Annotated in this window: 22 protein-coding genes; 13 read left to right on the top strand and 9 right to left on the bottom strand. The window is 71.7% G+C overall.

What is annotated here, in order from left to right:
- Positions 1-754: 754 nt before the first annotated feature.
- Together AB0F81_RS35385 and AB0F81_RS35380 are read left to right on the top strand one after the other, a co-directional pair.
- Positions 755-1,429 carry a hypothetical protein gene (locus AB0F81_RS35385; RefSeq protein ID WP_360204364.1) on the top strand — a complete coding sequence of 225 codons (675 nt, stop codon included), beginning with the start codon at positions 755-757 and terminating at the stop codon, positions 1,427-1,429.
- 36 nt (positions 1,430-1,465) lie between these two features.
- Positions 1,466-2,467 (top strand): SDR family oxidoreductase, encoded by a 1,002-nt coding sequence (locus AB0F81_RS35380; RefSeq protein ID WP_360204362.1) that lies wholly within the window; start codon positions 1,466-1,468, stop codon positions 2,465-2,467.
- Between the two features lie 38 nt (positions 2,468-2,505).
- Here the strand turns inward: AB0F81_RS35380 and AB0F81_RS35375 are convergent, their stop codons facing one another.
- The 4 genes from AB0F81_RS35375 to fdxA are packed head-to-tail and all read right to left on the bottom strand — an operon-like array spanning position 2,506 to position 5,908.
- Positions 2,506-3,750: a DUF4407 domain-containing protein gene (locus tag AB0F81_RS35375; RefSeq protein ID WP_360204359.1), complete on the bottom strand. Its 1,245-nt coding sequence runs from the start codon at positions 3,748-3,750 to the stop codon at positions 2,506-2,508.
- A 50-nt stretch (positions 3,751-3,800) separates the two neighbouring features.
- Complete coding sequence (locus tag AB0F81_RS35370) at positions 3,801-4,472, bottom strand: SIMPL domain-containing protein (RefSeq protein WP_360204356.1); 672 nt, start codon at positions 4,470-4,472, stop codon at positions 3,801-3,803.
- 12 nt (positions 4,473-4,484) lie between these two features.
- Complete coding sequence (gene dapC / locus AB0F81_RS35365) at positions 4,485-5,585, bottom strand: succinyldiaminopimelate transaminase (RefSeq protein WP_360204367.1); 1,101 nt, start codon at positions 5,583-5,585, stop codon at positions 4,485-4,487.
- Positions 5,582-5,908 carry a ferredoxin gene (gene fdxA, locus AB0F81_RS35360; RefSeq protein ID WP_360204354.1) on the bottom strand — a complete coding sequence of 109 codons (327 nt, stop codon included), beginning with the start codon at positions 5,906-5,908 and terminating at the stop codon, positions 5,582-5,584. Before fdxA ends, dapC begins: the two co-directional genes overlap by 4 nt.
- A 79-nt stretch (positions 5,909-5,987) precedes the next feature.
- Between fdxA and AB0F81_RS35355 the strand changes: the two genes are divergently transcribed.
- Positions 5,988-6,947, top strand: coding sequence for a GNAT family N-acetyltransferase (locus AB0F81_RS35355; protein ID WP_360204351.1), 960 nt, complete (start codon positions 5,988-5,990; stop codon positions 6,945-6,947).
- A 7-nt stretch (positions 6,948-6,954) separates the two neighbouring features.
- On the opposite strand, the gene AB0F81_RS35350 is transcribed toward AB0F81_RS35355, so the two are convergent.
- The 3 genes from AB0F81_RS35350 to mshB form a co-directional block, all read right to left on the bottom strand.
- Positions 6,955-7,422 (bottom strand): hypothetical protein, encoded by a 468-nt coding sequence (locus AB0F81_RS35350; protein ID WP_360204348.1) that lies wholly within the window; start codon positions 7,420-7,422, stop codon positions 6,955-6,957.
- Between the two features lie 106 nt (positions 7,423-7,528).
- Positions 7,529-8,038, bottom strand: coding sequence for a hypothetical protein (locus AB0F81_RS35345; RefSeq protein ID WP_360204346.1), 510 nt, complete (start codon positions 8,036-8,038; stop codon positions 7,529-7,531).
- Positions 8,035-8,943 carry an N-acetyl-1-D-myo-inositol-2-amino-2-deoxy-alpha-D-glucopyranoside deacetylase gene (mshB, locus tag AB0F81_RS35340; protein ID WP_360204343.1) on the bottom strand — a complete coding sequence of 303 codons (909 nt, stop codon included), beginning with the start codon at positions 8,941-8,943 and terminating at the stop codon, positions 8,035-8,037. Before mshB ends, AB0F81_RS35345 begins: the two co-directional genes overlap by 4 nt.
- A gap of 72 nt (positions 8,944-9,015) precedes the next feature.
- Between mshB and AB0F81_RS35335 the strand changes: the two genes are divergently transcribed.
- The 7 genes from AB0F81_RS35335 to AB0F81_RS35305 all read left to right on the top strand — a co-directional run bounded on the left by AB0F81_RS35335 (position 9,016) and on the right by AB0F81_RS35305 (position 18,546).
- Positions 9,016-10,824, top strand: coding sequence for a prolyl oligopeptidase family serine peptidase (locus tag AB0F81_RS35335; RefSeq protein WP_360204341.1), 1,809 nt, complete (start codon positions 9,016-9,018; stop codon positions 10,822-10,824).
- Positions 10,825-10,855: 31 nt separating this feature from the next.
- Positions 10,856-12,292 (top strand): TldD/PmbA family protein, encoded by a 1,437-nt coding sequence (locus AB0F81_RS35330; protein WP_360204338.1) that lies wholly within the window; start codon positions 10,856-10,858, stop codon positions 12,290-12,292.
- A 304-nt stretch (positions 12,293-12,596) separates the two neighbouring features.
- Positions 12,597-14,036: a metallopeptidase TldD-related protein gene (locus AB0F81_RS35325; RefSeq protein ID WP_360204336.1), complete on the top strand. Its 1,440-nt coding sequence runs from the start codon at positions 12,597-12,599 to the stop codon at positions 14,034-14,036.
- A gap of 226 nt (positions 14,037-14,262) precedes the next feature.
- Entirely contained in the window at positions 14,263-15,054 is a 792-nt protein-coding gene (locus AB0F81_RS35320; RefSeq protein ID WP_360204333.1) for a hypothetical protein, read from the top strand.
- Between the two features lie 11 nt (positions 15,055-15,065).
- Positions 15,066-16,958, top strand: a complete 1,893-nt coding sequence (locus tag AB0F81_RS35315; RefSeq protein WP_360204331.1) for a fumarate reductase/succinate dehydrogenase flavoprotein subunit — start codon at positions 15,066-15,068, stop codon at positions 16,956-16,958.
- The gene (locus tag AB0F81_RS35310; protein WP_360204328.1) at positions 16,958-17,956 is read left to right on the top strand and encodes a succinate dehydrogenase/fumarate reductase iron-sulfur subunit; all 999 of its coding nucleotides are present in this window, start codon (positions 16,958-16,960) and stop codon (positions 17,954-17,956) included. Before AB0F81_RS35315 ends, AB0F81_RS35310 begins: the two co-directional genes overlap by 1 nt.
- A 20-nt stretch (positions 17,957-17,976) precedes the next feature.
- Positions 17,977-18,546, top strand: a complete 570-nt coding sequence (locus AB0F81_RS35305) for a GNAT family N-acetyltransferase (RefSeq protein WP_360204325.1) — start codon at positions 17,977-17,979, stop codon at positions 18,544-18,546.
- A 108-nt stretch (positions 18,547-18,654) separates the two neighbouring features.
- Here the strand turns inward: AB0F81_RS35305 and AB0F81_RS35300 are convergent, their stop codons facing one another.
- A complete protein-coding gene (locus tag AB0F81_RS35300) occupies positions 18,655-19,197 on the bottom strand; it encodes an N-acetyltransferase family protein (protein WP_360204322.1) in 543 nt (180 codons plus the stop codon).
- An 18-nt stretch (positions 19,198-19,215) separates the two neighbouring features.
- Between AB0F81_RS35300 and AB0F81_RS35295 the strand changes: the two genes are divergently transcribed.
- The gene (locus tag AB0F81_RS35295) at positions 19,216-19,779 is read left to right on the top strand and encodes a helix-turn-helix domain-containing protein (protein WP_360204319.1); all 564 of its coding nucleotides are present in this window, start codon (positions 19,216-19,218) and stop codon (positions 19,777-19,779) included.
- On the opposite strand, the gene AB0F81_RS35290 is transcribed toward AB0F81_RS35295, so the two are convergent.
- Positions 19,757-20,488: a TetR/AcrR family transcriptional regulator gene (locus AB0F81_RS35290; protein WP_360204316.1), complete on the bottom strand. Its 732-nt coding sequence runs from the start codon at positions 20,486-20,488 to the stop codon at positions 19,757-19,759. The two genes, AB0F81_RS35295 and AB0F81_RS35290, sit on opposite strands and share 23 nt — an antisense overlap.
- A gap of 88 nt (positions 20,489-20,576) precedes the next feature.
- On the opposite strand from AB0F81_RS35290, the gene AB0F81_RS35285 reads away from it, so the two are divergent.
- Positions 20,577-22,064: an MFS transporter gene (locus AB0F81_RS35285; protein WP_360204314.1), complete on the top strand. Its 1,488-nt coding sequence runs from the start codon at positions 20,577-20,579 to the stop codon at positions 22,062-22,064.
- Positions 22,061-22,708 carry an alpha-ketoglutarate-dependent dioxygenase AlkB gene (locus tag AB0F81_RS35280; RefSeq protein ID WP_360204311.1) on the top strand — a complete coding sequence of 216 codons (648 nt, stop codon included), beginning with the start codon at positions 22,061-22,063 and terminating at the stop codon, positions 22,706-22,708. Before AB0F81_RS35285 ends, AB0F81_RS35280 begins: the two co-directional genes overlap by 4 nt.
- Positions 22,709-23,039: the final 331 nt, after the last annotated feature.

The raw sequence follows: 23,039 nt of genomic DNA, 5'->3' as shown, positions 1-23,039 counted from the left end.
GGCCTATGCCGCGGTCGCCCGGCCGGTCGAGGGCACGGTCCTCTCGGTCGTCGGGGGGCCCCCCGCGGGGGGCGGGCCCCGCAAAAAACACAACCAGGGGACCCGGGCCCGCCCCCCCCCGCGCCCCCCGGCCCCGGCCCCGCCGACAGCGACGGCCACACCCAGTCGCAGCCCTGCGGCGGAGCCGTCGGCGAGCACTCCGCAGCCGGCCGGCTCGGCGAGCGAACCAGGGGCGCCACCGCCCGCTGAGCAGTAGTCAGGGGAACCCGTTCGAGCCCCTCGGTGCGACCGCGCCGAGGGGCTCGACGGCCTGTCACACGACTAGGGCATTGCGCCCGATTACTGCGGTTGTCCACTCTTATGACCGGACGGCAGCACTGTGCGTAGACTGCCACTGATTTGATCCGGAGGCGCTACGACGCTAGCTGCGCAAACAGCCAGGGTGTCCGGCCGCCGCCGGCTCGATCACCCACCCGGCGTAATGGTGACCCCCGATGACCTCACTCGGGCGGGTTAAACCGTATAGGCATACCTGTCCGATTTATGCGCCGCAACGGCGTACGGAAAACCGATCACATCGGACATCTCTATCGGGGACCGTTGTATGAGCGCCGAACAGGCATGATTCCCACACCGGCCTTCGAGGAGGAACGAGCCGCATGTCCGATCTGAGCCATCCACTCGCGGCCGTCACTGTGCGGGCTGTTCCGCGGCGGGCAGTCTCGTGGCAGGCAGTCTCGTGGCGGGCAGTCTCGTGAATCGGCGCGACGTTCTGACGAGTCTCCGCGAGGGCAGTGCCGCCCACAACCGCCGTGGGAGTGACGCCCGCGGCGGACACGCCCGGGGGAAGGCGCCGGATCTGCACATCGAACTCGAGACCGCCGACCACGAGGAGCCGACCTGGGAGGTCCACCGGCCGGGCGCTCCGCGGCGTCGCTTCGACCGCCGGGCCCGGGCCATCCTCACCGCGGCCGCGATCGCGGCGGTGCTGGCCAACGCGGGCGCGGCCTGGGCCTACTGGCGGTTCAACGGTCCGGGCGAGAAGCCCGAGGCCGCCGAGACCGCTGCCGCCGGCGCCGCTTTCGAACTGACCCTGAGCGGCACTTCGGACGTCAACCAGCCGCTGCGGCCGGGCGGCACCGGCAACCTCACGATCACCGTGACCAACCAGCACTCGGTGCCGATCCGGATCACGTCGATCATGCGGGGTGCGGGGCCCGCGGTCGCCGACGACGCGCATCGTGAGGCCGGCTGCGTCGATCCGCGGGTCGAGATCAACCAGGCGCGCTTCCCGGTCTCCTGGGAGGTGCCGAAGAACACGATCGGAGCCTTCATCCTGCCGGGCGCCCTGTCGATGCGCGGTGGGCCGGCCGCGTGCCGTGGAGCCTCCTTCAGTGTTCCGGTGCAGGCGCACGCCGTACGCCACTGAGGTTTCCGGTCCTGCGGACCGGTGAAAGAGATCGGCATGAGCAGGATCTCGGTGGTGACCGGCGCGAGCGCCGGGATCGGGCGGGCGGTCGCCCGCCGGCTGGCGGCGCGCGGCGATGCGGTCGCGCTTCTCGCGCGCGGCGAGGAGGGGCTTGCGGCGGCAGCCGATGACGTACGCCGTAGCGGAGGCACCGCCCTCGCGCTGGAGGTGGACGTCGCCGACTTCGCCGCGGTGGACGCGGCTGCCGATCGGGTCGAGAAGGAACTCGGCCCGATCGACCTGTGGGTCAACAACGCCTTCTCCAGCGTCTTCGCGCCGTTCTCCGAGATCGGGATGGACGAGTTCGCCCGCACCACCGAGGTCACCTATCTCGGATATGTGCACGGCACCCGCGCCGCGCTGAGCCGGATGCAGCCGCGCGACCACGGGGTGATCGTCCAGGTGGGATCGGCTCTGGCCTACCGGGGGATCCCGCTGCAGAGCGCCTACTGCGGCGCCAAGCACGCGGTGCAGGGGTTCACCGAGTCGCTGCGGGTGGAGCTGCTGCACGAGCGGAGCAACGTGCACGTCACGATGGTGCAGATGCCGGCGGTGAACACCCCGCAGTTCCGGTGGGTGCTCTCCCGCCTGCCCCGCAACGCACAGCCGGTGCCGCCGATCTACCAGCCGGAGGTGGCGGCCGGCGCGGTCCTCTACGCCGCTGATCATCCGCGGCGCCGGGAGTACTGGGTCGGCGGCTCGACCGCGCTCACCCTGGCCGCGAACGCCGTCGCACCCGGGCTGCTCGACCGGTACCTGGCCGTCAGGGGCTACGCCGGCCAGCAGACCCCCGACCCGCAAGACCCGGACCAGCCGGCGAACCTGTGGAGCCCGGCCGACGGGCCGTCCGGCCAGGACGCGGGCGCGCACGGCGAGTTCGACGACCAGGCCAAGACCCGCAGCCTGCAGCTCTGGGCCTCACAGCATCACGGTCTGCTCGCCTCGCTGGCCGGCGGCCTGCTCGCCGGTGCCGCCTGGGCCGCCACCCGCTCCCGCTGACCCACCGTGTGAGGTTCGGTGCTCGGTGCGCCGCGACTTCACACGCGGATGTGGCGGGGAGCGGGGCGTTCGAGGTCGGCCGGGTTGACCACCACGGCGGTGGTCAGGACGGCTCGCGCCCGGTCCTCGGCGGCGCGCGCCAGCCGGCCGTCGTGGCTGGCCGCCTCGATGCCGTCGGCGATCACCTTCGCGGTCGCGTCGCCGTAGGTGCGGGCGTCGTGGATCTCCCGTTCGTGGATCAGGGAGGCCTCGTGCTCGCGCAGCCGGCCGGCCCGAGCCTCGGCCCGCTCGTAGGCGTTGCCGCGGGACGCGAACTTGAGCCCGATCGCGGCGCAGTCCAGAGCCACCAGGAGCAGCGCGATACCCAGGTAGAACACCCCGACACCCCAGAAGTCGGCGGTGATCAGGTGCCACATGGCCGCGGTTCGGGCCCCGAAGCCGGCGTCCGCTCGTACCACTGCGGCGTTGGCGGCCCGGGCCTGGCTGATCTGCTCGCCCAGGCGGGCCTGCTCGGCCGCGCGGGCCGCGCGGGCCGCCCGCTGATCCTGCTGGAGCTGGACCGCCTGGCGGTCGAGGCCGGCGGCCTCGCGGTCCAGACCGCGCGAGCGTTGCACCAGGTCGTCGCAGTAGCCACCGCGCGGGCAGCCGGCCCGGCGGCTGACGCCGGCACCGGACGAGTCGGCGAGCGCCTGGCGGTAGAGCAGCCGGGCGTCGCCACGTTTCGCGGACGCCCGGTCGGTCAGCGCACGCACCGCGGCGTCGTCACCGGCGGCTTCCCGCCGCAGCTCGGCGAGGCGTGCGGTGTAGGCGGCCACCGCCCCGCCGCGGTCGAGTTCCTCGAGTTGGACGCTGTGCACCTCGGCGAGCCGGGCGTCGATCTCACCCCGGTAGCGGGCCAGCATCAGCGGCTCGGTCACCACCACCGCGAAGAGCAGGGCCAGTCCCAGCCGGCCGAGGTAGAGCCCGGCCGTGGGCGGGCGCAGCAGGTGCCGCGGGTCAGCCGAGTCGAGCCGCTCGTAGTTGATCGCCACCCGGCCGACGACCGCCCGGTCGTAGGCGACCACCCCGACCGCGAACAGCGGGCCGACCACCCACTGGTACCAGGGATGGGAGTAGCCGGTGCTGGCGTCGATGAACGCGGCGCCGCCGACCGTCGCATAGACGAAGTAGAGCAGGATGAAGACGCCGATAGATCGATAAAGAACGCGGTCCGAGTGTGTCGTCACACTTCGCGGATTCACGTTCGCCACCCGCAGCAGCAGGTGCCCGAGGCCCTTGCGCATGCTGCCGAGTCTGGCCGACCGGGTCGCGGCCCGTTCGTGGAATCCCCAGATCAGGTGCCGGTGGGACGGCCCGGCAGGGTGGGCTCGCTGATGGTGACGGTGACCCGGACCTGGGCACGCACCACCTGCAGCTGCGGTTCGAGAACGAGCACCGGACTACTCTCCGAACGCGCCGATCGGTTGCTGTCCATCTCGGCCTGGGCCGTGTAGCTCTCGTACAGTTCGGTGGCATCGTTGATCTCGATCAACCGGTCCACCTCGGCGCCGACCGCCGCCGCGTACTCCGCGGCCCGGCTCAGGGCGTCGGTCACCGCCGCGCGGCGCACCTCGGCGCCGGCCCGGCTGCCCGGGCGCAGCTGCCACGACGGCCCGGAGACGGCGGCAAGATCAACCCCGGCCAACCGTACGATCAGGTCACCCAGGACGGTGAAGTCGGTGACCAGGGCGTTGACGCCGGCACTCCCCTCGAAGGCCCCGGTCTCCCCGCCCTGCGGGTTCCACTCCGGGTAGACGTCGACGTTGGTGGACTCGCGGCGCTCGATCGCGTCGGCGAACTCGTCCAGCACCGCGCCGACCGCCGCCGACCCCTCGGCGAGTCGCTCCAGCACCGCCGCCCGCGTGGGCTTGCCCTTGACGGCCGTCCGCACGTGGACGACCGCCAGCTCCGGTGGCACCTGCCGGACGGCCTCACCTCGGGTGACGACCACCGGCAGACGCTCCATGGAGCACTCCCCTCAGAAGGGCTCGGCGAGCCGGTCGGCGGCCGCGGCCACCCGCTCGTCGGTCGCGGTCAGGGCGATCCGCACGTGCCGGGCCGCGGACGGGCCGTAGAAGGCGCCCGGCGCGGCCAGGATGCCCCGGCGGGCGAGCCGGTCGACGGTCGCCCAGCAGTCCTCGTCGCGGGTGGCCCAGAGGTAGAGCCCCGCCTCCGAATGACTGATCTCGAAGCCGGACTTGACCAGGGCGGTACGCAGGGTGTCGCGGCGAGCCGCGTAACGCGCGCGCTGCTCGGCCACGTGAGTCTCGTCGTTCAGCGCCGCGACCATGGCCGCCTGCACCGGTGCCGGGACGATCATCCCGGCGTGCTTGCGGACCGCGAGCAGCTCCTTCACCAGGGCCGGATCGCCACCGACGAAACCGGCCCGGTAACCGGCCAGGTTGGACCGCTTGGAGAGCGAGTGCACGGCCAGCACGCCGGTGTAGTCGCCGCCGGTCACCTCGTCGGAGAGCACCGAGACCGGCTGCGACTCCCAGCCGAGCGAGACATAGCACTCGTCGCTGACCACGACGACGCCGCGCTCACGGCCCCAGGCGACCACCTTGCGCAGGTGCTCGACCGGCAGCACCCGCCCGGTCGGGTTGGACGGCGAGTTGATCCAGATCATCTTGACCCGGCGGTCCGGGCCGACCGCGGTGAGCGAGTCGGACCGGATCACCTCGGCACCGGCGAGCCTGGCGCCCACCTCGTACGTCGGGTAGCAGACCGCCGGGATGACCACGACGTCGCGGGGGCCGACCCCGAGCAGCGCCGGCAACCAGGCGACCAGCTCCTTGGAACCGATCGTGGGAAGCACCCCGAATTCCCCGGAAGCGTGACACTCCCGCGAGATCCAGCCGGTGATCGCGGCACGCAGCGCGGGCGAACCGGCGGTCAGCGGATAGCCGGGCGCGTCCGACGAGTCGGCGAGGGCCTGCCGGACAGCCGGCGGGACCGAGTCGACCGGCGTGCCGACCGACAGGTCGACGATGCCGTCAGGATGCGCCGCGGCGATCGCTTTGGCCGGCTCCAGCAGATCCCAGGGGAAGTCCGGCAGAGCCGACGACCGAGCGTTCAGTGCCCTTCCCCACGCGGCGCCTGACCGGCGACGAACGGGGCGTCCTTGTCGATCTTGCCGACCTTGGAGGCGCCACCGGGCGAACCGAGATCCTCGAAGAACTCGTAGTTCGCGTTGGTGTAGTCCTTCCACTGATCCGGAACGTCGTCCTCGTAGAAGATCGCCTCGACGGGGCAGACCGGCTCGCAGGCCCCACAGTCGACGCACTCATCGGGGTGGATGTAGAGCATCCGGTTGCCCTCGTAGATGCAGTCGACCGGGCATTCCTCGATGCACGCCTTGTCGAGAACATCGACGCAGGGCTCAGCGATGATGTAGGTCACGGGTCTTCCCTTCAAAGCCACGCCGCGTGGACCGCCGACGACAACCAGAGCCTAGTATTCCCGCCGAGGGAGGTATTACGTGCTCCGACAGCAGGATGTGGGACACCGGGTGGTGGTACGGCGAATTGTAGGCGTAACCGGGGACCGCACGCTCTTCACGGATGCCCTGGGCGAGCTTGTCGACCTGACGGAGACCGATCTCACACTCGCCACCGACAAGGGCACCGTCCGCGTCCCGCTGGGCGAGGTGCACCGTGCCAAGCGGGTTCCGCCCGCGCGCCGTGCCCGCGCCGCCGAAGTGATCGCCCTCGAACTCGCCGCCGACGAGGCGTGGCCGGCCCCGGTCCGCTCCCGGCTCGGCGGCTGGATCCTGCGGGCCGCGGACAACTGGACCGGCCGGGCCAACTCCGCGCTCGCCGTCGGCGATCCCGACCGGCCGCTGGAGGCCGCGATCGACGCGGTCGCCGAGTGGTACGCGGAGCGCGGTCAACTTCCACTGATCAACGCGCCGATGCCGCTCGCCGCCCCGGTCAACGCGGCGCTGGACGAGCGCGGCTGGACCGCCCGGCCGCTGACCCTGGTGCAGACCGCACCGCTGGCGCCGCTGCTCGCCGACCCGGCACGCGCCGACCTGCCCCCGGTGGATCTGGCCGACACGCCCACCGACGCCTGGTACGCCATGGTGGCCGAGCACAAGGGGACCCTGCCCGGGAGCGCGCTTCGCATCCTCACCGGCGTACCGGAGAAGGTTTTCGCGCACGTCCGCGACGCCGACGGTGACCTGCTCGCGGTGGCCCGGGGCACGGTCACCGGGCCGGACCGCTGGCTCGGCCTGTCGCTGCTGCAGACCGCGCCGGCCGCGCGGCGGCGCGGCCTGGCGCGACATGTCGTGCGGGCCGTCGCGGGCTGGGCGGCGCAACGCGGCGCCACCCGTGCCTACCTGCAGGTGGAGGAGCGAAACTCGCCGGCGGTCACGCTTTACGGCCGGCTCGGTTTCAGCACCCACCACACCTATCTGACCAGGCAGGCGCCCCGGTGAACCGGCGTCAGCGGCGGACCACGCGGCGCGGGCGGGTGGCGCGCGCCGCGGTGAACGCCTTGAGCGACTTGGACCGGTAGTCACGGCCCAGCAGCACGGCCACCCAGTAACCGAGCACGGTGCCGACGATCGCGCAGGCCGAGTAGAGCCAGATCTGCGCGAAGAAGTCGCCCGCGCCGCTGGCGAACGGGCCGTTGCCGCTGATGAACGGGCCCAGCAGCACGGTCAGCAGCATGCCGCCCAGCGCGCCGAAGCCGATGTCGGGCAGCCAGCTGCTCGGCCGCACCTGCTGCGACCGGATAAAGGTGAGGACCCCGAGCACGAGCGCGATCAGCACGAACATGACGATCGTCGCCCGGTTCTGCGCGATGTCGGAGTCGTCGAAGCCGATCCGGACCACCAGGCGGGCCACCGCATTGATCGCGAACAGTGCGACCGCCAGCACCGTGATCCGGAACCAGCGCTGTTCCCTCATCTTCATCCTCCCGCTGAGCGTGCGAAACATTGGCCGGGATCGTAACGCCCCGCACACCGGCGGTGCTCGATCCCCGGCCATCTTCGCGGATGGCGCGCGAGGTTTCCTAGACGCTGCCTGGGAGTCCGCTGTCAGCCGGGCGCGGCACCGGCCGCAGGATCATGCGGTACGAGTACACCGCGAAGGTCAGGCTTCCGACCAGGATGGTCACCAGGGCCACCCAGTTCTTCCCGCCGATCAGGTAGTCCCCCTCGGCGGTGCGGGTGCCGGCGGCGGCCAGCATCAGCAGCGTCCAGAGCGCCCACGGCACGCCGAGCGCCCACCGGCGGCCGGTGGTGGTCACCGCGAACCAGGCGATCGCCAGGTTGGCCCCGACCGCGAACGGGATCGCGATCGGGACGGCGGCGCCGCTGCCGGCCCACGGGTTGCGGCCGGCGAAGAGCTCCGCCACGCCGCCGCTGCGCAGGGCGGTCAGCTCCAGCTCGATCGCGGCGGTGACCACGGTGGCGAGGATCGACACGACCACGCCGGCGACGCGGATCACGGTGTCCCAGCCGGCCCACGGCTGCCGGGCGACCGGCGGCTCCACCACGGCCTCGGTGATCGGCTCGGTCATCGGCGGCCCGCCTCCGCGGTCAGCGTCTCGGCGATCTCCAGGCCGCTGAACAGGTCGTCCTCCCACTGGAAGGGGCCGGAGCCGGGGCCGCGCTCGCCCTTGGCAAGCGTGTAGTACTCCACGCCCATGAACTCGCCGCCGAAGTCGCCGGCGATCCCGTAGAGCCAGGAGTTGTCCGGGATCTGGGTGGCGTGGGCGCGCATCGCCGCGGTCTTCTTCGCGTCGTGGTCGGTGCCGTCGATGCGGGCGGCGATCTGCTCGTCGGGCGTGCCGAACGGCAGGTCCTCGACCTTCTCCACCTGGGCGAACGGGTTGTCGGAGGACTCCCGGAACGCGGCCATGCCGTCGCGCATCACGCTCAGCGGCATCGCGTTCCAGTAGATCTTCGCCGGACCGTCGTCGCCGGCCAGCTCGGCGGCGCGCATCGCGACGCGGTGGGCCTGGATGTGGTCCGGGTGGCCGTAGAACCCGTTCTCGTCATAGGTGATCATGACCTGCGGGCGCACCTCACGGATGATCTCCAGCAGGTGGCCGGCCGCCTCGTCCAGATCGGCCCGCCAGAAGGCCCGCGGGTGATCGTTGGTCGGCAGGCCCATCATGCCGGAGTCGCGGTAACGCCCCACGCCGCCGAGCATGCGGTGGTCGGTCACGCCGAGCGCGGCGCACGCCCGCTGCCACTCCACCAGCCGGTAACCACCGAGCTGGTCGGCCTGGCCGGCGGCGAGCTGGGCCAGCTCCGGCACGTGGATCTCGCCCTCCTCGCCGAGAGTGCAGGTCACCAGGGTGACGTGGGCACCGGAGGAGACATAGTGCGCCATCGTCGCCCCGGTGCCGATGACCTCGTCGTCGGGGTGCGCGTGCACCAACAGCAGTCGGCGGGCGGGCAGCTCTTCGCTAGCGGTCACGGCCGATACTGTACGCGCGACCACCGACGAGTTCGCCCGACGAGCCCGCGGTTTGCCCCGCGCGAGACCGTCTTGATCAGCGATGCTGAGGACGTGGAGTACCCGCACACCGTGAGGATCGGCGCCGACGGCGCACGGCTCGTGTTCCTCCGCTCGGCCGGCCCGGACGACCCCGACGACTCGCTGTGGCAGCTCGACACGGCCACCGGCACGGAACGCCGCGTAGCGACCGGTCCGGTGGAGTCGTACGCGATCGACCGGGACGCGCGGGTCGCCGCGTTCGCCCGGGGCGGCGAGCTGTTCCGGGCCGACCTGATCGACGGCACGGTCACCGCGATCGCGACCGCCGAACCGGTCCACGACCCGCGTCCCGACCCGGCCGGGCGCACCATCGGCTACGTCACCGACCCGCACGGCTCGGCGGCGCTGCGGGTGGCCGGGCCGGAGGGCGACCGGCTGCTCGCGGGCGAACCGGGCAACGCCTGGCGCGAGCACGGCGGCACCATCTCCTGGGGGATGGCCGGGACCGGCGCGGCCGAGTTCGGGCGCAGCCGTGGCTGGTGGTGGGCGCCGGACGGCAGCCAGATCCTCGCCGTGCGCACCGCCAAGTCGGCCAGCCTGCACCTGCTCGACCTGGACGACGGCTGGGTGGACGTGCACTGGGACCGGGAGACCTATCCCTACCTGGCACAGGTCCACTGGCACACCGGCGGGCCGCTGATCACCGTGCTGCGCCGGATGCAGCAGCACGGCCTCGTGCTCTCGGTCGACCCGCGGACCGGGGAGACCCAGGTGCACGCCGAACTCGCCGACGCCCGCTGGGTGGAGCCGATCCCGGGCACCCCGCGGCACCTGCCGGACGGGCGGGTGCTGGTCGGCGGGGAACTGGCTCACGACGGGTTCGACGCGCGCTGCCTCTTCGCCGACGGCAGCCTGCTCACCCCGCCCGGGCTCTACGTGCGGCGGGTGGCCGGCATGCTGCCCCGCCAGGACGGGCCGGCCGGGGCGCCGGATCTGATCGTCGAGGGCAGCCAGGGTGATCCGGCGGTGCGGGAGCTGTTCCGGGTGCGCACCTCGCTGGGCGGCGGGGGACCCGAGGTGACCCGGATCCCGGTGCGGTGCGGGCCGGAAGGGGCCACTGTCGGCGGGGGGCTGCTGGTCACCGCCGGGCAGGTGTGGCGCGGGGAGGACCTGGTGGCGACGCTGCGGTCGTACGCGGCTGAGCCCCCGTACCGTCCGGAACCGGTGCTGGAGAGGGTGACCGACCGGCGGCTGCCGGCCGCCGTGCTCTATCCGTCCGGCCATGTCGGCGGCAGCCGACTGCCGGTGCTGGTCACCCTCGGCGACGGACCCGGGCATCAGCAGGTGGTGGCCGAGGCCACCGCCTGGCAGGAACGGCAGTGGTGGGCCGACGCCGGCTTCGCCGTCGTGAGCATCGATTCCCGGGGTACGCCGGGAGTCGCGCCCAGCTTCGAGAAGGCCGTGCACCGCCGCCTCGCCGACATCACCCTGGCCGACCAGGCGGACGCCCTGCACGCACTCGTCGGCAAGCACCCCGATCTGGACCTGACCCGGGTCGCGGCACGCGGCCGGGGGCTCGGCGGCTGGCTGGCCGCGCTCGCCGTGCTGCGGATGCCGGAGGTCTTCCACCGGGCGGTGGCCCGCGAGCCGGTGCTCGACTGGACCCAGCTGCCGGCGCCGATCGGCGAGCGCTATCTCGGCGACCCGCACGACTCCGCGGACGTCTACGCCCACCACAGCCTCGCCGAGGCCGGATCGTCGCAGGACGTGCTGCTGGTGGGCGCCGAACTGCCGGGCCTGCGGTCGGTCGGGTCCGCCTCCCTCGACGAGGAACTGGCCTTCCTGCGGTCAGCGCGCTGAAGTTGTCGCACCCGGCGCTTAGGGTCGGTTCATGAGCCACTTCGATGAGGCGGGCGCGGCGGTGCAGGCCGCGCTCGACGCCGGCGCCCGCTATGCGGACGCGCGAGTGATGGTGCGGCGGAGCGAGGCGATGTCAGCCCGGGACGGCGCCGTCGAGGATCTCGGTTTCGACGAGAGCGCCGGGCTGGGCGTGCGGGCCCTGGTCGGGTCCGGCTGGGGTTTCTATGCCGTGCCCGACCTGTCCGAGTCGGCCGCCCGGGCGGCCGGCCGGCGGGCCGCGCAGATCGCCGCCGCCAGCGCCACGGTGTCCGGCCCGCCGGTCGATCTGGTCCCCGGCGCGCCCGTGGTGGCGAGCTGGTCCAGCGACTGCGTGGTGGACCCGCTCGGGGTGCCGCTCAGCGACAAGGGCGACCTGCTGGTGCGGGCCACCGCCGCGGCCAAGGAGGCGGGCGCCGACCTGGCCGAGGCCACCTACTCGATCTGGGACACCCGCAAGTGGTTCGTCTCCAGCGAGGGGCACCGCATCGACCAGCACATCCGCGAGTGCGGCGCCGGGGTGGAGGCGAGCGCGTTCGGCGACGGGGAGATTCAGCGGCGGTCCTGGCCGTCGTGGCGTGGGCAGTTCGGCACCCGCGGCTGGGAGCTGGTCGAGGAGCTCGACCTGGTGGGCAACGCGCCGCGGATGGCCGAGGAGGCGCGGGCCCTGCTGACCGCGCCGCTCTGCCCGTCGGGCGAGACCACCCTGGTGCTCGGCGGGGAGCAGCTCGCGCTGCAGATCCACGAGTCGGTCGGGCACGCCATCGAGCTGGACCGGATCCTCGGCTGGGAGGCGGCCTTCGCCGGGAACAGCTGGCTCGACCTGAGCAAGCTCGGTTCGCTGCGCTACGGCTCCGAGCTGATGAACATCACCATCGATCCCACCTTCCCGGGCGGGCTGGGCAGCTTCGGCTTCGACGACGAGGGCACCGCGGCCACCAAACGACATGCCGTCCGCGACGGCATCTGGGTGGGTGTGCTGGCCGGGCGCGACTCGGCGGCGGTCGCCGGGCTGGACTACGCGGGCAGTGTCCGCTCCGACGGCTGGGCCCGGCTGCCGATGGTGCGGATGACCAATGTCGGCCTGGAGCCCGGCCCGCACACGTTCGACGAGATCATCGCGGCCACCGACGACGGCGTGTTCATGGACGTCAACCGGTCCTGGTCGATCGACGACCGGCGGCTGAACTTCCAGTTCGGCTGCGAGATCGGCTATGAGATCAAGAACGGGAAGCTGGGCCGGATGCTGCGGAACCCGACCTACACCGGGATCGGCCCGCGGTTCTGGCAGTCGATGGACATGCTCTCCTCGGAGACCGTCGCGTGGGGCACACCCAACTGCGGGAAAGGCCAGCCCGGCCAGATCGGGCACACCGGGCATCCGGCTGCGCCGGCCCGATTCACCGGCGTGCGGGTGGGGGTGCGCGGATGAGCGAGCTTGCGAGCGAATCGGTCGGCTCAGTCTTGAACTCATGGCGACGCCGGAGCGCAGCGGAGGTGGCGGCATGAGCGAGCTCGCGAGCGAATCGGTCGGCTCAGTCTTGAACTCATGGCGACGCCGGAGCGCAGCGGAGGTGGCGGCATGAGCGAGCTTGCGAGCGAATCGGTCGGCTCAGTCTTGAACTCATGGCGACGCCGGAGCGCAGCGGAGGTGGCGGCATGAGCGAGCTTGCGAGCGAATCATTCGGCTCAGTCTTGAACTCATGGCGACGCCGGAGCGCAGCGGAGGTGGCGGCATGAGCGCTGAGTTGGGGATCGCGGTCAAGGTCATCGAACTGGTCCGCTCGCTGGCGGGGCGGGCGGCGGAGGCCGAGGTCGTGGTGCGGCACGACGCCCAGGCGCTGACCCGCTTCGCGAACTCGACGATTCATCAGAACGTGGCCGACGTCGTCACCGCCGTGCGGCTGCGCCTGCACCTGGACGGCCGCACCGCCGGCGGTTCGACCACGATCACCGATGCCGACGGGCTGCGCACGCTGGTCGAGCGGACCATCGCGGCGGCCCGGGTGAGCCCGGCCGACCCGTCCTGGCCCGGCCTGACCCCGCCGGCCGCGCTGCGCGTCACGGCCGGCCATCCGGGTTCCGGTGAGCGGTCCGGTCTGGCGTTCGGGTTCGACGAGGCCACCGCGCGGGCCACCCCGGCCGAGCGGGCCGAGCGGGTGGCCGACTTCGTGCGGGCCGCCGACGGCCTGGAGACGGCCGGTTACTGCCGGACCGTCTACGTCTCGGCCGCCTTCGCCAACACCGCCGGTCAGGCGGTCGAGGGGCGGGCGGCGGAGGCGGCGATGGACGGCATCGCCCGTGTCGACGGGGCCGATGGGGTCGCCCGGCTGGCATCGGCACGGCTGGCCGATCTGGACGGCGCGGCCCTCGGCGCCCGCGCCGCGGCCAAGGCCCGGGCGGCCCGCCGCCCGGTCGAGCTGCCACCCGGGGACTACGAGGTGGTCCTCGAGCCGGACGCGGTCGCCGACCTGCTGCAGAACTTCGGGACCTACGGCTTCAACGGCAAGGCGTATGTGCAGCGTCAGTCCTTCGCCGAGCCCGGCACGGAGCAGTTCGACCCGTCGGTGACCATCGTGGACGAGCCACTGGGCAGCCGCGGCGAGCCGGCGCCCGACCTGCCCTTCGACGACGAGGGCACCCCGCGCCGGTCGCTGGTCCTGGTCCGCGACGGGGTGACCCGCGCGGTGGCCCACGATCGGACCTCGGCGGCACAGGACGACGGCGCGGAGTCGACCGGGCACGCCTCGGCGTCCTCGCGGTCCTGGGGTCCACAGCCGACGCACCTGCGCCTGGAGGCGTCGGAGCGACCAGCCGGAGGGCCCGGCGGCAACGGCACCGGGCCGATCGCCGAGTCGGCCCGTCCGCTGGTCGCCCGGATGCGGCGGGGGCTGCTCGTCACCGATTTGTGGTACACCCGGGTGCTCGACCCGAAAAGCCTGGTGGTGACCGGCCTGACCCGCAACGGAGTCTGGCTGGTGGAGGACGGGGAGATCGTCTCCGCGGTCGGCGGCCTGCGCTTCACCCAGTCCTATCCGCAGGCGCTCGGCCCCGGCCGGGTGCTCGGCATCGGCGCCGAGTCGGTGCTGCTGCCGGAGTCCTGGGGCCGCGCGCGCTATGCGGCGCCGGCCCTGCATCTGGCGGCGTGGAACGTCACGGGCAACGCCTCCGGCTGAGCCGTTCAGAAAGATCCAATACTCCATCGGCAGGCGTCGACGCGGTCCGGGATGGCGTTTTTGTGACGCGCGGGGCATCCCGGCCCGCAAAGAGTCGGACGTTCGGCGTAACGTGTGCCCCACATCACTGTCGTTCGGCGACGGCTGACGTGGGGCACACCTGTGCCCTGAGGCGGTCACCGGGCGACGGCACGCACCTGAGAGACGGCACTGTCAGGGAGATGGAATGACGACGACGGCAACGACGCCGGGTGGCAGCCGGGCGCGCGCGGCGATCGCGGCGAAAACGCTGCGCACCGACCGCTGGTGGCTCGCTCCCCTGATCACCTTCGTCGGGCTGGCGGCCTGGGTCACCTACGCCACCGTCCGGGTATTCATGCACCGATGGTTCTTCGTCGAGGACTTCCACTATCTGACGCCGTTCTACTCGCCGTGCCTGACCGACCGGTGCGGTGACGCGGCGTTGTTCGGCACTCCGCTGCCCAACTTCTTCCTGATCCCGGAGGCGGCGTTCAGCCTGCCGTTCCTGCTGCTGTTCCGGCTGACCTGCTACTACTACCGGAAGGCGTACTACCGGTCGTTCTGGCTGTCGCCGCCGGCCTGCGCGGTGCCGGACGGGCACAAGCGCTACTCCGGAGAGACCCGCTTCCCGCTGATCTTCCAGAACGCGCATCGGTACGCGTTCTACGCCGCGGTGATCATCTCGTTGATCAACACCTGGGACGCGGCGGTGGCCCAGGCGACCGGGCTCGGGCTCGGCAACGTGATCCTCTGGGTCAACGTGATCATGCTGTGGGCGTACACGGTGTCCTGCCACTCCTGCCGGCACATCGCCGGCGGCCGGCTCAAGCACTTCTCCAAGCACCCGCTGCGCTACCGGTTCTGGACGTTCGTCTCCAAACTCAACACCCGGCACATGCAACTGGCCTGGATCACCCTCGGCACCCTGGCGCTGACCGACTTCTACATCATGGGTCTCGCCGCCGAGTGGTACTCCGACCTGCGCTTCATCAACTGAGGGCGGCCACGATGACCACGATCGAACGACACCTTTACGACGTCGTCGTGATCGGCGCCGGTGGCGCCGGCCTGCGCGCGGCGATCGAGGCCCGGCTGGCCGGCAAGAAGACGGCGATCATCTCGAAGTCACTGTTCGGCAAGGCCCATACGGTGATGGCCGAGGGTGGGGCCGCCGCCGCGATGGGCAACGTGAACAGCCGCGACAACTGGATGGTGCACTTTCGGGACACCATGCGCGGCGGCAAGTTCCTGAACAACTTCCGGATGGCGGAGCTGCACGCCAAGGAGGCCCCGGAGCGGATCTGGGAGCTGGAGACCTACGGCGCGCTGTTCGACCGGACCAAGGACGGCAAGATCTCGCAGCGCAACTTCGGCGGCCACGAGTATCCGCGGCTGGCGCACGTCGGCGACCGGACCGGTCTGGAGCTGATCCGGACCCTGCAGCAGAAGATCGTCTCGCTGCAGCAGGAGGACTACGCGGAGACCGGCAGCTACGAGTCGCGGATCCGGGTCTTCCAGGAGACCACCGTCACCGAGCTGCTGCTCGACGGCGACCGGGTGGCCGGCGCGTTCGGGTACTACCGGGAGTCCGGCGAGTTCCTGCTCTTCGAGGCGCCGGCGGTGGTGCTCGCCACCGGCGGGGTCGGCCGCAGCTACAAGGTCACCTCGAACTCCTGGGAGTACACCGGGGACGGTCACGCGCTCGCGCTGCGGGCCGGCGCCACGCTGATCAACATGGAGTTCCTCCAGTTCCACCCGACCGGCATGGTCTGGCCGCCCAGCGTGAAGGGCATCCTGGTCACCGAGTCGGTGCGCGGCGACGGCGGGGTGCTGCGCAACTCCGAGGGCAAGCGGTTCATGTTCGAGTACGTTCCCGACGTCTTCCGCAAGCAGTACGCGGAGACCGAGGAGGAGGCGGACCGGTGGTACACGGATCCGGACAACAACCGCCGCCCTCCCGAGCTGCTTCCCCGCGACGAGGTGGCCCGGGCGATCAACAGTGAGGTCAAGGCGGGCCGGGGCAGCCCGGCCGGTGGCGTCTTCCTCGACGTCTCCACCCGGATGCCGGCCGAGACGATCATCCGGCGACTGCCGTCGATGCACCACCAGTTCAAGGAGCTGGCCGACGTCGACATCACCAAGGAGGCGATGGAGGTCGGCCCCACCTGCCACTACGTGATGGGTGGCGTCGAGGTGGAGCCGGACACCGGTGCGGCCCTGGGCAGGGTGCTCGGCCTGTTCGCCGCCGGCGAGGTGTCCGGCGGGATGCACGGGTCCAACCGGCTCGGTGGCAACTCCCTCTCCGACCTGCTGGTCTTCGGCAAGCGGGCGGGCGAGCACGCGGCGGCATATGTGGACGCCCTCGGCGCGCGCCCCAAGGTGTCCAAGGTGGAGGTGGCCGCCGCGGCCGAGGTGGCACTGGCCCCGCTGGTGCGGACCGGCGGCGAGAACCCGTACACGTTGCAGCAGGACCTGCAGGCGGTGATGGGCGACCTGGTCGGCATCATCCGCCGCGAGGGTGAGCTCGCCGATGCGCTGAAACGCCTGCACGAGCTGCGCAGCCGGGTGGCGAACGTGGCCGCCGACGGCGGCCGGCGCTACAACCCGGGCTGGCACCTGGCGCTCGACCTGCGCAACATGCTGGTCGTCTCGGAGTGCACGGCGAAAGCGGCCCTGGAGCGCGAGGAGTCACGCGGTGGGCACACCCGCGAGGACTACCCGAAGATGAGCCCGGAGTGGCGCCGCGTCAACCTGGTCTGCTCGCTCGACGAGAGCGGCGACGTGCTGCTGGAACGCAAACCGGTGCCGCGGATGCGCGACGAGCTGATCGAGCTGTTCGACCGTGCCGAGCTGGCGAAATACCTGACCGACGAGGAACTGGCCGAGTTGGAGGAGCACTGATGGGCACCAAACGGCGTTTCCGGGTCTGGCGGGGCGACGCGTCCGGCGGCGACCTGCGCGACTTCGACGTCGAGGTGAACGAGGGCGAGGTCGTCCTCGACATCATCCACCGGCTGCAGGCCACCCAGGCGCCCGATCTGGCCTGCCGGTGGAACTGCAAGGCGGGCAAGTGCGGCTCCTGCTCCATGGAGATCAACGGCAGCCCGCGGCTCGGCTGCATGACGCGGATGTCGACCTTCGCCGAGGACGAGACCGTGACGATCACGCCGCTGCGGACCTTCCCGGTGATCCGGGACCTGGTCACCGACGTGTCGTTCAACTACGAGAAGGCGCGGGAGACCCCGGCGTTCGCGCCGCCGGCCGGGGTGGCGCCCGGCGACTACCGGATGCAACAGATCGATGTGGAGCGCAGCCAGGAGTTCCGCAAGTGCATCGAGTGCTTCCTCTGCCAGAACACCTGCCACGTGGTCCGCGACCACGAGGAGAACAAGGAGGCGTTCTCCGGCCCGCGGTACTTCATCCGCGCCGCCGAGCTGGACATGCACCCGCTCGACGACCGCAGCGACCGTAAGGAGTACGCACAGGCCAGCCAGGGTCTGGGCTTCTGCAACATCACCAAGTGCTGCACCGAGGTGTGCCCGGAACACATCAAGATCACGGACAACGCCATCATCCCGATGAAGGAACGGGTGGTCGACCGCCGCTACGACCCGCTGGTCTGGCTCGGCCGCAAGATCTTCCGCCGGGATGAGCTGGAGACGTCCGGGTCGATGGCGCCGAGCACCCCGGTCGGGGTCACCGGCGTCGCGGCCGGCACACCACTCTCCAGCGCGCGCCTGCCGGAAAGCGCGCCGGTCGGCCCGGACGGGCTCATGGACATCTCCGAGGTCGCGGCGCCGCTGCAGGGCGGGCTCTCGCCGTTCGGTGAGGACATCACCTTCCCGCTGCCGCCCGAGCAGGTCGTCTACCACCACCCGGACCCGGAGAAGGAGAAGTGATCCGCGGATAGGGTCGCGGCATGCCGAACCTCTACACACCCGCCCTGCAGCCCGGCGCCCTCGCCGATCTGCCCCAGCCGGTCCTGTCCCATGACGGCCTGCTGTTGCGGCCGTGGCAGGAGCGGGACGTCGCCGCCGTGGTGGCCGGCTATGCGGATCCGGCGATCCAGCGGTGGCACTGCCGGAGCATGGACGAGGCCGAGGCTCGCGAGTGGATCGCCCGCTGGCCGGGCCGGTGGAACGCGGAAACCGGCGCCGGCTGGGCGGTCACCGCGGACGGGTCGGTCGCCGGGCAGATCAGTCTCCGGCGGATTGACCTGGAGGAGGGCCTGGCCGAGGTGTCCTACTGGGTGCTCCCGTCCGCGCGCGGCCGCCGAATCGCACCCCGCGCCCTGGCCGCGCTCGCCGAGTGGTCGTTCGGCACGCTGAAGCTGTACCGGCTGGAGCTGAGCCATTCCATGTTGAACACCGCGTCCTGCCGGGTCGCCGAGGTGGCCGGCTTCCCGGCGGAGGGCACCCAGCGCGGTGCGGCCCGGCACGCCGACGGCTGGCACGACATGCACGGCCACGCCCGCCTCGCCACCGACTGACCCCACCGCCGCGTCCCGCCCTGCCGCCACTTCGCGGCTCGCCATCCTGTTGATCTTCGGCGCACCGTCATCGTGGCGTTCCACAAGATCTGCGGAGGGCGCGAGTCGCTATCGGAGAGCGGGGGGTTCGCCGTCGTCGGGGGCCAGGGCGAGCTGGGTGATGGCCACGTCTCGCCAGGCGCCGTGTTTCCAGCCGATGCGGCGGTGCACGCCTACCGGCTCGAAGCCGAAGGCCGCGTGCAGGCCCAGGCTCGGCTCGTTGGGCAGGGTCGTCTTGGCGACGGCCACCCGGTAACCGCGATCGGCCAGCCGGGGCAGCAGCACCTCGTAGAGCGCCCGGCCGGCGCCGGTGCGGAGACGACCGGTCTCCAGGTAGACGCTCACCTCGCACGACCAGCGGTAGGCCGGCCGGGCGGCGAACGGGCCCGCGTACGCGTACCCGATGATCTGGCCGGAAAGCTCGGCCACCAGCCAAGCGTGCGCCCGGAGGGAAGCGGTGATCCGTGCCGACATCTCGGCCGCCGTCGGCGGCTCCGTCTCGAAGGTGACGGCGCTGTCCAGCACGTAAGGGCGATAGATGGCCGCGCAGGCGGCCGCGTCCGCCGGGGCGGCGTCCCTGATCGTCAACATGCCGTCATAGTAGACGATCATGCGCACTATAGTGACAGGGTGACGGATGATCTCACCCAGGAACTGGCGGCCACCCTGCGTGCCGCGCGCACCGATCGGGAGCTGAGCGTCAACGCCCTGGCCGAGCGGTCGGGAGTGTCGCGCGCGATGATCGCCAAGATCGAGCGGGGCGAGGCGCAGCCGACTGCCGCGCTGCTGGGGCGCCTGGCAGCCGCGCTGGGCCTCACCCTGTCGGAGCTGTTCGCGCGCACCGAGGGCACGTCGCCGCGGCTGGCCCGGCGGGCGGACCAGACGACCTGGGTCGACCCGGAGACCGGCTACCTGCGGCGGTCGGTCTCGCCGGCCACGGGATCGGCGCAGCTGGTCGAGGTCGAGCTGCCGGGCGGCGCCGCGGTCGGTTATCCGGCCGACGCGTTCGCGATCGCGGCACACCAGATCTACGTGCTGGCCGGCCGGCTGCGCTTCCACGAGGGTGACACCCAGCACGACCTGGAGCCGGGCGACTGCCTGGAGCTGGGCGCGCCGGCGCCGTGCACCTATGCGAACCCGACCGACCAGCCCTGCCGTTACCTGGTGGTTCTCACTCCGCGGCGGGCCGGTTGAGCCACAGTTCGAGCCCGTCGAGGATGCGCTCGAGACCGAAGGCGAAGCCGGCCTGGAACATCGCGTAGGGGTCCTGGTTGACCTCGTCGGTCTCCCGCCGCCACTTGTCGTAGTCGGGGTACTCCCCGGCGACCCGCTCCAGGAACGGCTCCAGCTGCCGGGCCATGTCACGAGGATCGACCCCGGACCGCTGCAGTGACGCGGCCACCGCCGACTCGGTGGTGGCCGACCCGACGGCGTGCGCCTGCAGCACCGCGGCGGCGTGCGAGACCTCCAGCCCGGTGAATCCGGCGGCCGAGAACAGGGCGACCATCCGGTTGCCCATCCGCATCGCGTTGGGCCCGATCGTGGGGCGCAGGCCGAGCTGGCCGATCACCCACGGATGCCGCATCAGGGCCGCGCGCATGCCGTTGGCCAGCACCGATGCGCCCATGCGCCAGCCGGTGTCGGCCGGATCCGGCACGTAGATCTCGCTGAACACCTCATCGACGGCGAGCTCCATCAGCTCGTCCTTGTGGGCGACGTGCCAGTAGAGCGAGGTGGCGCCGGAGCCGAGCCGGGTGCCCAGCCGGCGCATGCTCAGGCCGGCCGCCCCCTCCGCGTCGAGCATCTCGATCGCGGTGCGCACGATCTGCTCACGGGTGAGTGCGGGCTGGTCGCCCCGGGTGCGCGGCGGACGGGTCCACACCGAGTCGGCGAAGTCGGGCATGCCTGTCATCCTAGCGACACTCGAACACTGTACGAGTTAGGTGTACGGTGTTCGAGTCCATCGCACACCGTACGAGAGAGGGCCACCGATGCCCGATCGTCATCCCCGTCGCTGGTTGATCCTGGGCGTGCTCTGCCTGAGCCTGCTCGTGGTCGTCGTCGACAACATGGTGCTCAACATCGCGATCCCGTCGCTGATCACCGACCTCGGCGCGAGCAGCGCCGACATCCAATGGATCATCGACGCCTACGTACTGGTCTTCGCCGGCCTGCTGCTCACCGCCGGCAGCCTCTCCGACCGGCACGGCCGCCGGCTCGGCCTGGTGTTCGGCCTGATCGTCTTCGGCGGCGCCTCGGCGCTCGCCACCATCTGCGAGACACCCGGTCAGCTGATCGCGGTGCGCGGCCTGATGGGCGCCGGCGCCGCGTTCCTGATGCCGGGCACCCTCTCCATCCTCACCACGGTCTTCGACGACAGCGAGCGCAAGAAGGCGATCGCGATCTGGAGCTCGGTGCTGATGCTCGGGGCGCTCGGGGCGCCCACCCTGGGCGGGCTCTTCCTGGAGCACTTCTGGTGGGGCTCGGTCTTCCTGCTGAACATCCCGATCGCGATCCTGGGCATCGTCGCGGCGCTGCTGATCATCCCGGAGTCCCGGGGGCCGGCGACCCGGCCCGACCTGATCGGCGCGGTCACCTCGATGCTCGGCATGACCGCCCTGGTCTGGGGCATCATCAGCGCCCCCGAGCACGGCTGGACCTCCGGGCAGACGCTCGGCGGGTTCACCGTCGCCGCGGTCTCGCTCGCCGTTTTCGGCCTGTGGGAGCGGCACACCGACACGCCGATGCTGCCGCTCGGGCTCTTCCGCAACCGCAACTTCGCCGGGGCGAGCTTCTCCATCGTGCTGCTCGGCTTCTCGACCGGCGGGGTGGTGCTCGCCATCACCCAGTACCTGCAGTTCGTGCTCGGGTACGAACCCCTCAAGGCGGGTACCGCGTTCATTCCGATGCTGGTGACCGCGATGGCGTTCAACGGGGTCGGCGTCGTCGTGGACAAGCGGTTCGGCGCACGGGTGGCACTGTCGAGCGGGCTGCTGCTGATGGCGGCCGGCTTCGGGGTGCTCGCCTCGCTCAGCCCGGAGGACGGCTACCTCAAGCTCGCCGTCGCGCTGGTGGTGATGGGCATGGGCAGCGGCATCGCGGCGCCGGCGGCGGTCGGGACGCTGCTGGGCGCGCTGCCGCCGGAGCGGGCCGGGGTCGGTTCCGCGGTCAACGACACGGTGCAGCAGGTCGGCACCGCGCTGAGCGTCGCGGTGCTGGGGGCGGTGCTGACGGCCGCGTACCGGTCGGGGCTGCCGGAGGGCGTGACCGGGCCGGCCCGCGAATCCGTGGGTGACGCCCTCGTCGTCGCGGCCGCGACCGGTGACGGCTCGCTGGCCCGGCTCGCGCAGAACGCGTTCGTCGACGCCATCTCGGTCACCGCGCTGGTCGGCGTGGCCGGCGGCATCATCGCGTCGATCGTGGCCGCCTCGATGCTGAGGCCCGCCGAATCGAACGTGAGTACTAAAGTGGGGGTATGAGCTACCAGCCGTCCCTGCTCGATCTGACAGCCGGGTGCGACCTGACGTCCGGGCCGGCCAGCACGCTCGAGCCGCTGGCCGGCCGCCTGACCCGGCACCGGTTGACCGCGGGCGCCTGGGTCGACGTGCTTCCCGGCTGGATGCACGGTTCCGACGCGGTCTTCGAGACCCTGCTCGACATCGACTGGCGGGCCGAGCGCCGCAAGATGTATGACGGCGTGGTCGACGTCCCTCGCCTGCTGCGGTGGTTCAGCGGGCGGGAAGCACTGCCGCATCCCGCGCTCGACGCGGCGAAAGCGGCGCTGAACAGCCACTATGCGGAGGAGCTCGGCGAGGAGTTCGTCACCGCCGGGATGTGCCTCTATCGCGACGGCCGCGACAGTGTCGCCTGGCACGGCGACACGCACGGCCGGTCGGCGAAACACGACACCATGGTCGCGATCGTGTCCTTCGGCTCGCCGCGCAATCTGCTGCTCCGGCCGCGGGCCGGTGGGCACGAGACTCTGCGGTTCCCGCTCGGCCACGGCGATCTGATCGTGATGGGCGGGTCGTGCCAGCGCACCTGGGAGCACGCGGTGCCGAAGACGGCGAAGCCGGTCGGGCCGCGCGTCAGCGTGCAATTCCGCCCCGCGGGCGTTGCCTGACACCTGGTTCCGGGCCACCCTTCGGGCATCGGCTGACCGCCGGGGACCACTCAGCGCCCGGCGGGCAGCACTGGGCGACAGCCGGGTGGGGTGGCTGGCGGGCGGGGGCGCCTGGGCGGGCGGGAAGCAGCGCTGGGTGACAGCTGAGTGGGCGTCGGCGCGGGGGAAAGCCGTCAACCGGAGCGGAAACGGACGGGGCCGTGAGAGGCCTCGAAACTTCGAGGTAACAGGGGCGTTGCAAGAGGTTGACGAGCCCGCCGAGAAAGTTACACTCCAAGTGTAAATAGTTGACCTTCACGCTCCACACAGGACTTTTGCCGGTCCGGCGAGG

Origin of the sequence: Actinoplanes sp. NPDC024001 (genome assembly GCF_040638955.1) — a bacterium.
Taxonomy (GTDB): Bacteria; Actinomycetota; Actinomycetes; order Mycobacteriales; family Micromonosporaceae; genus Actinoplanes.
The sequence above is the reverse complement of the archived record's forward strand: the minus strand, read 5'-3'. Positions and strand labels throughout refer to the sequence as shown.

Coding starts and splice junctions, on each gene's coding strand:
- AB0F81_RS35380 (WP_360204362.1), top strand. CDS start 1,466: ATGAGCAGGATCTCGGTGGTGACCGGCGCGAGCGCCGGGATCGGGCGG.
- AB0F81_RS35375 (WP_360204359.1), bottom strand. CDS start 3,750: ATGCGCAAGGGCCTCGGGCACCTGCTGCTGCGGGTGGCGAACGTGAAT.
- AB0F81_RS35370 (WP_360204356.1), bottom strand. CDS start 4,472: ATGGAGCGTCTGCCGGTGGTCGTCACCCGAGGTGAGGCCGTCCGGCAG.
- AB0F81_RS35350 (WP_360204348.1), bottom strand. CDS start 7,422: ATGAGGGAACAGCGCTGGTTCCGGATCACGGTGCTGGCGGTCGCACTG.
- AB0F81_RS35345 (WP_360204346.1), bottom strand. CDS start 8,038: ATGACCGAGCCGATCACCGAGGCCGTGGTGGAGCCGCCGGTCGCCCGG.
- AB0F81_RS35330 (WP_360204338.1), top strand. CDS start 10,856: ATGAGCCACTTCGATGAGGCGGGCGCGGCGGTGCAGGCCGCGCTCGAC.
- AB0F81_RS35325 (WP_360204336.1), top strand. CDS start 12,597: ATGAGCGCTGAGTTGGGGATCGCGGTCAAGGTCATCGAACTGGTCCGC.
- AB0F81_RS35320 (WP_360204333.1), top strand. CDS start 14,263: ATGACGACGACGGCAACGACGCCGGGTGGCAGCCGGGCGCGCGCGGCG.
- AB0F81_RS35315 (WP_360204331.1), top strand. CDS start 15,066: ATGACCACGATCGAACGACACCTTTACGACGTCGTCGTGATCGGCGCC.
- AB0F81_RS35310 (WP_360204328.1), top strand. CDS start 16,958: ATGGGCACCAAACGGCGTTTCCGGGTCTGGCGGGGCGACGCGTCCGGC.
- AB0F81_RS35305 (WP_360204325.1), top strand. CDS start 17,977: ATGCCGAACCTCTACACACCCGCCCTGCAGCCCGGCGCCCTCGCCGAT.
- AB0F81_RS35300 (WP_360204322.1), bottom strand. CDS start 19,197: ATGATCGTCTACTATGACGGCATGTTGACGATCAGGGACGCCGCCCCG.
- AB0F81_RS35290 (WP_360204316.1), bottom strand. CDS start 20,488: ATGCCCGACTTCGCCGACTCGGTGTGGACCCGTCCGCCGCGCACCCGG.
- AB0F81_RS35285 (WP_360204314.1), top strand. CDS start 20,577: ATGCCCGATCGTCATCCCCGTCGCTGGTTGATCCTGGGCGTGCTCTGC.
- AB0F81_RS35280 (WP_360204311.1), top strand. CDS start 22,061: ATGAGCTACCAGCCGTCCCTGCTCGATCTGACAGCCGGGTGCGACCTG.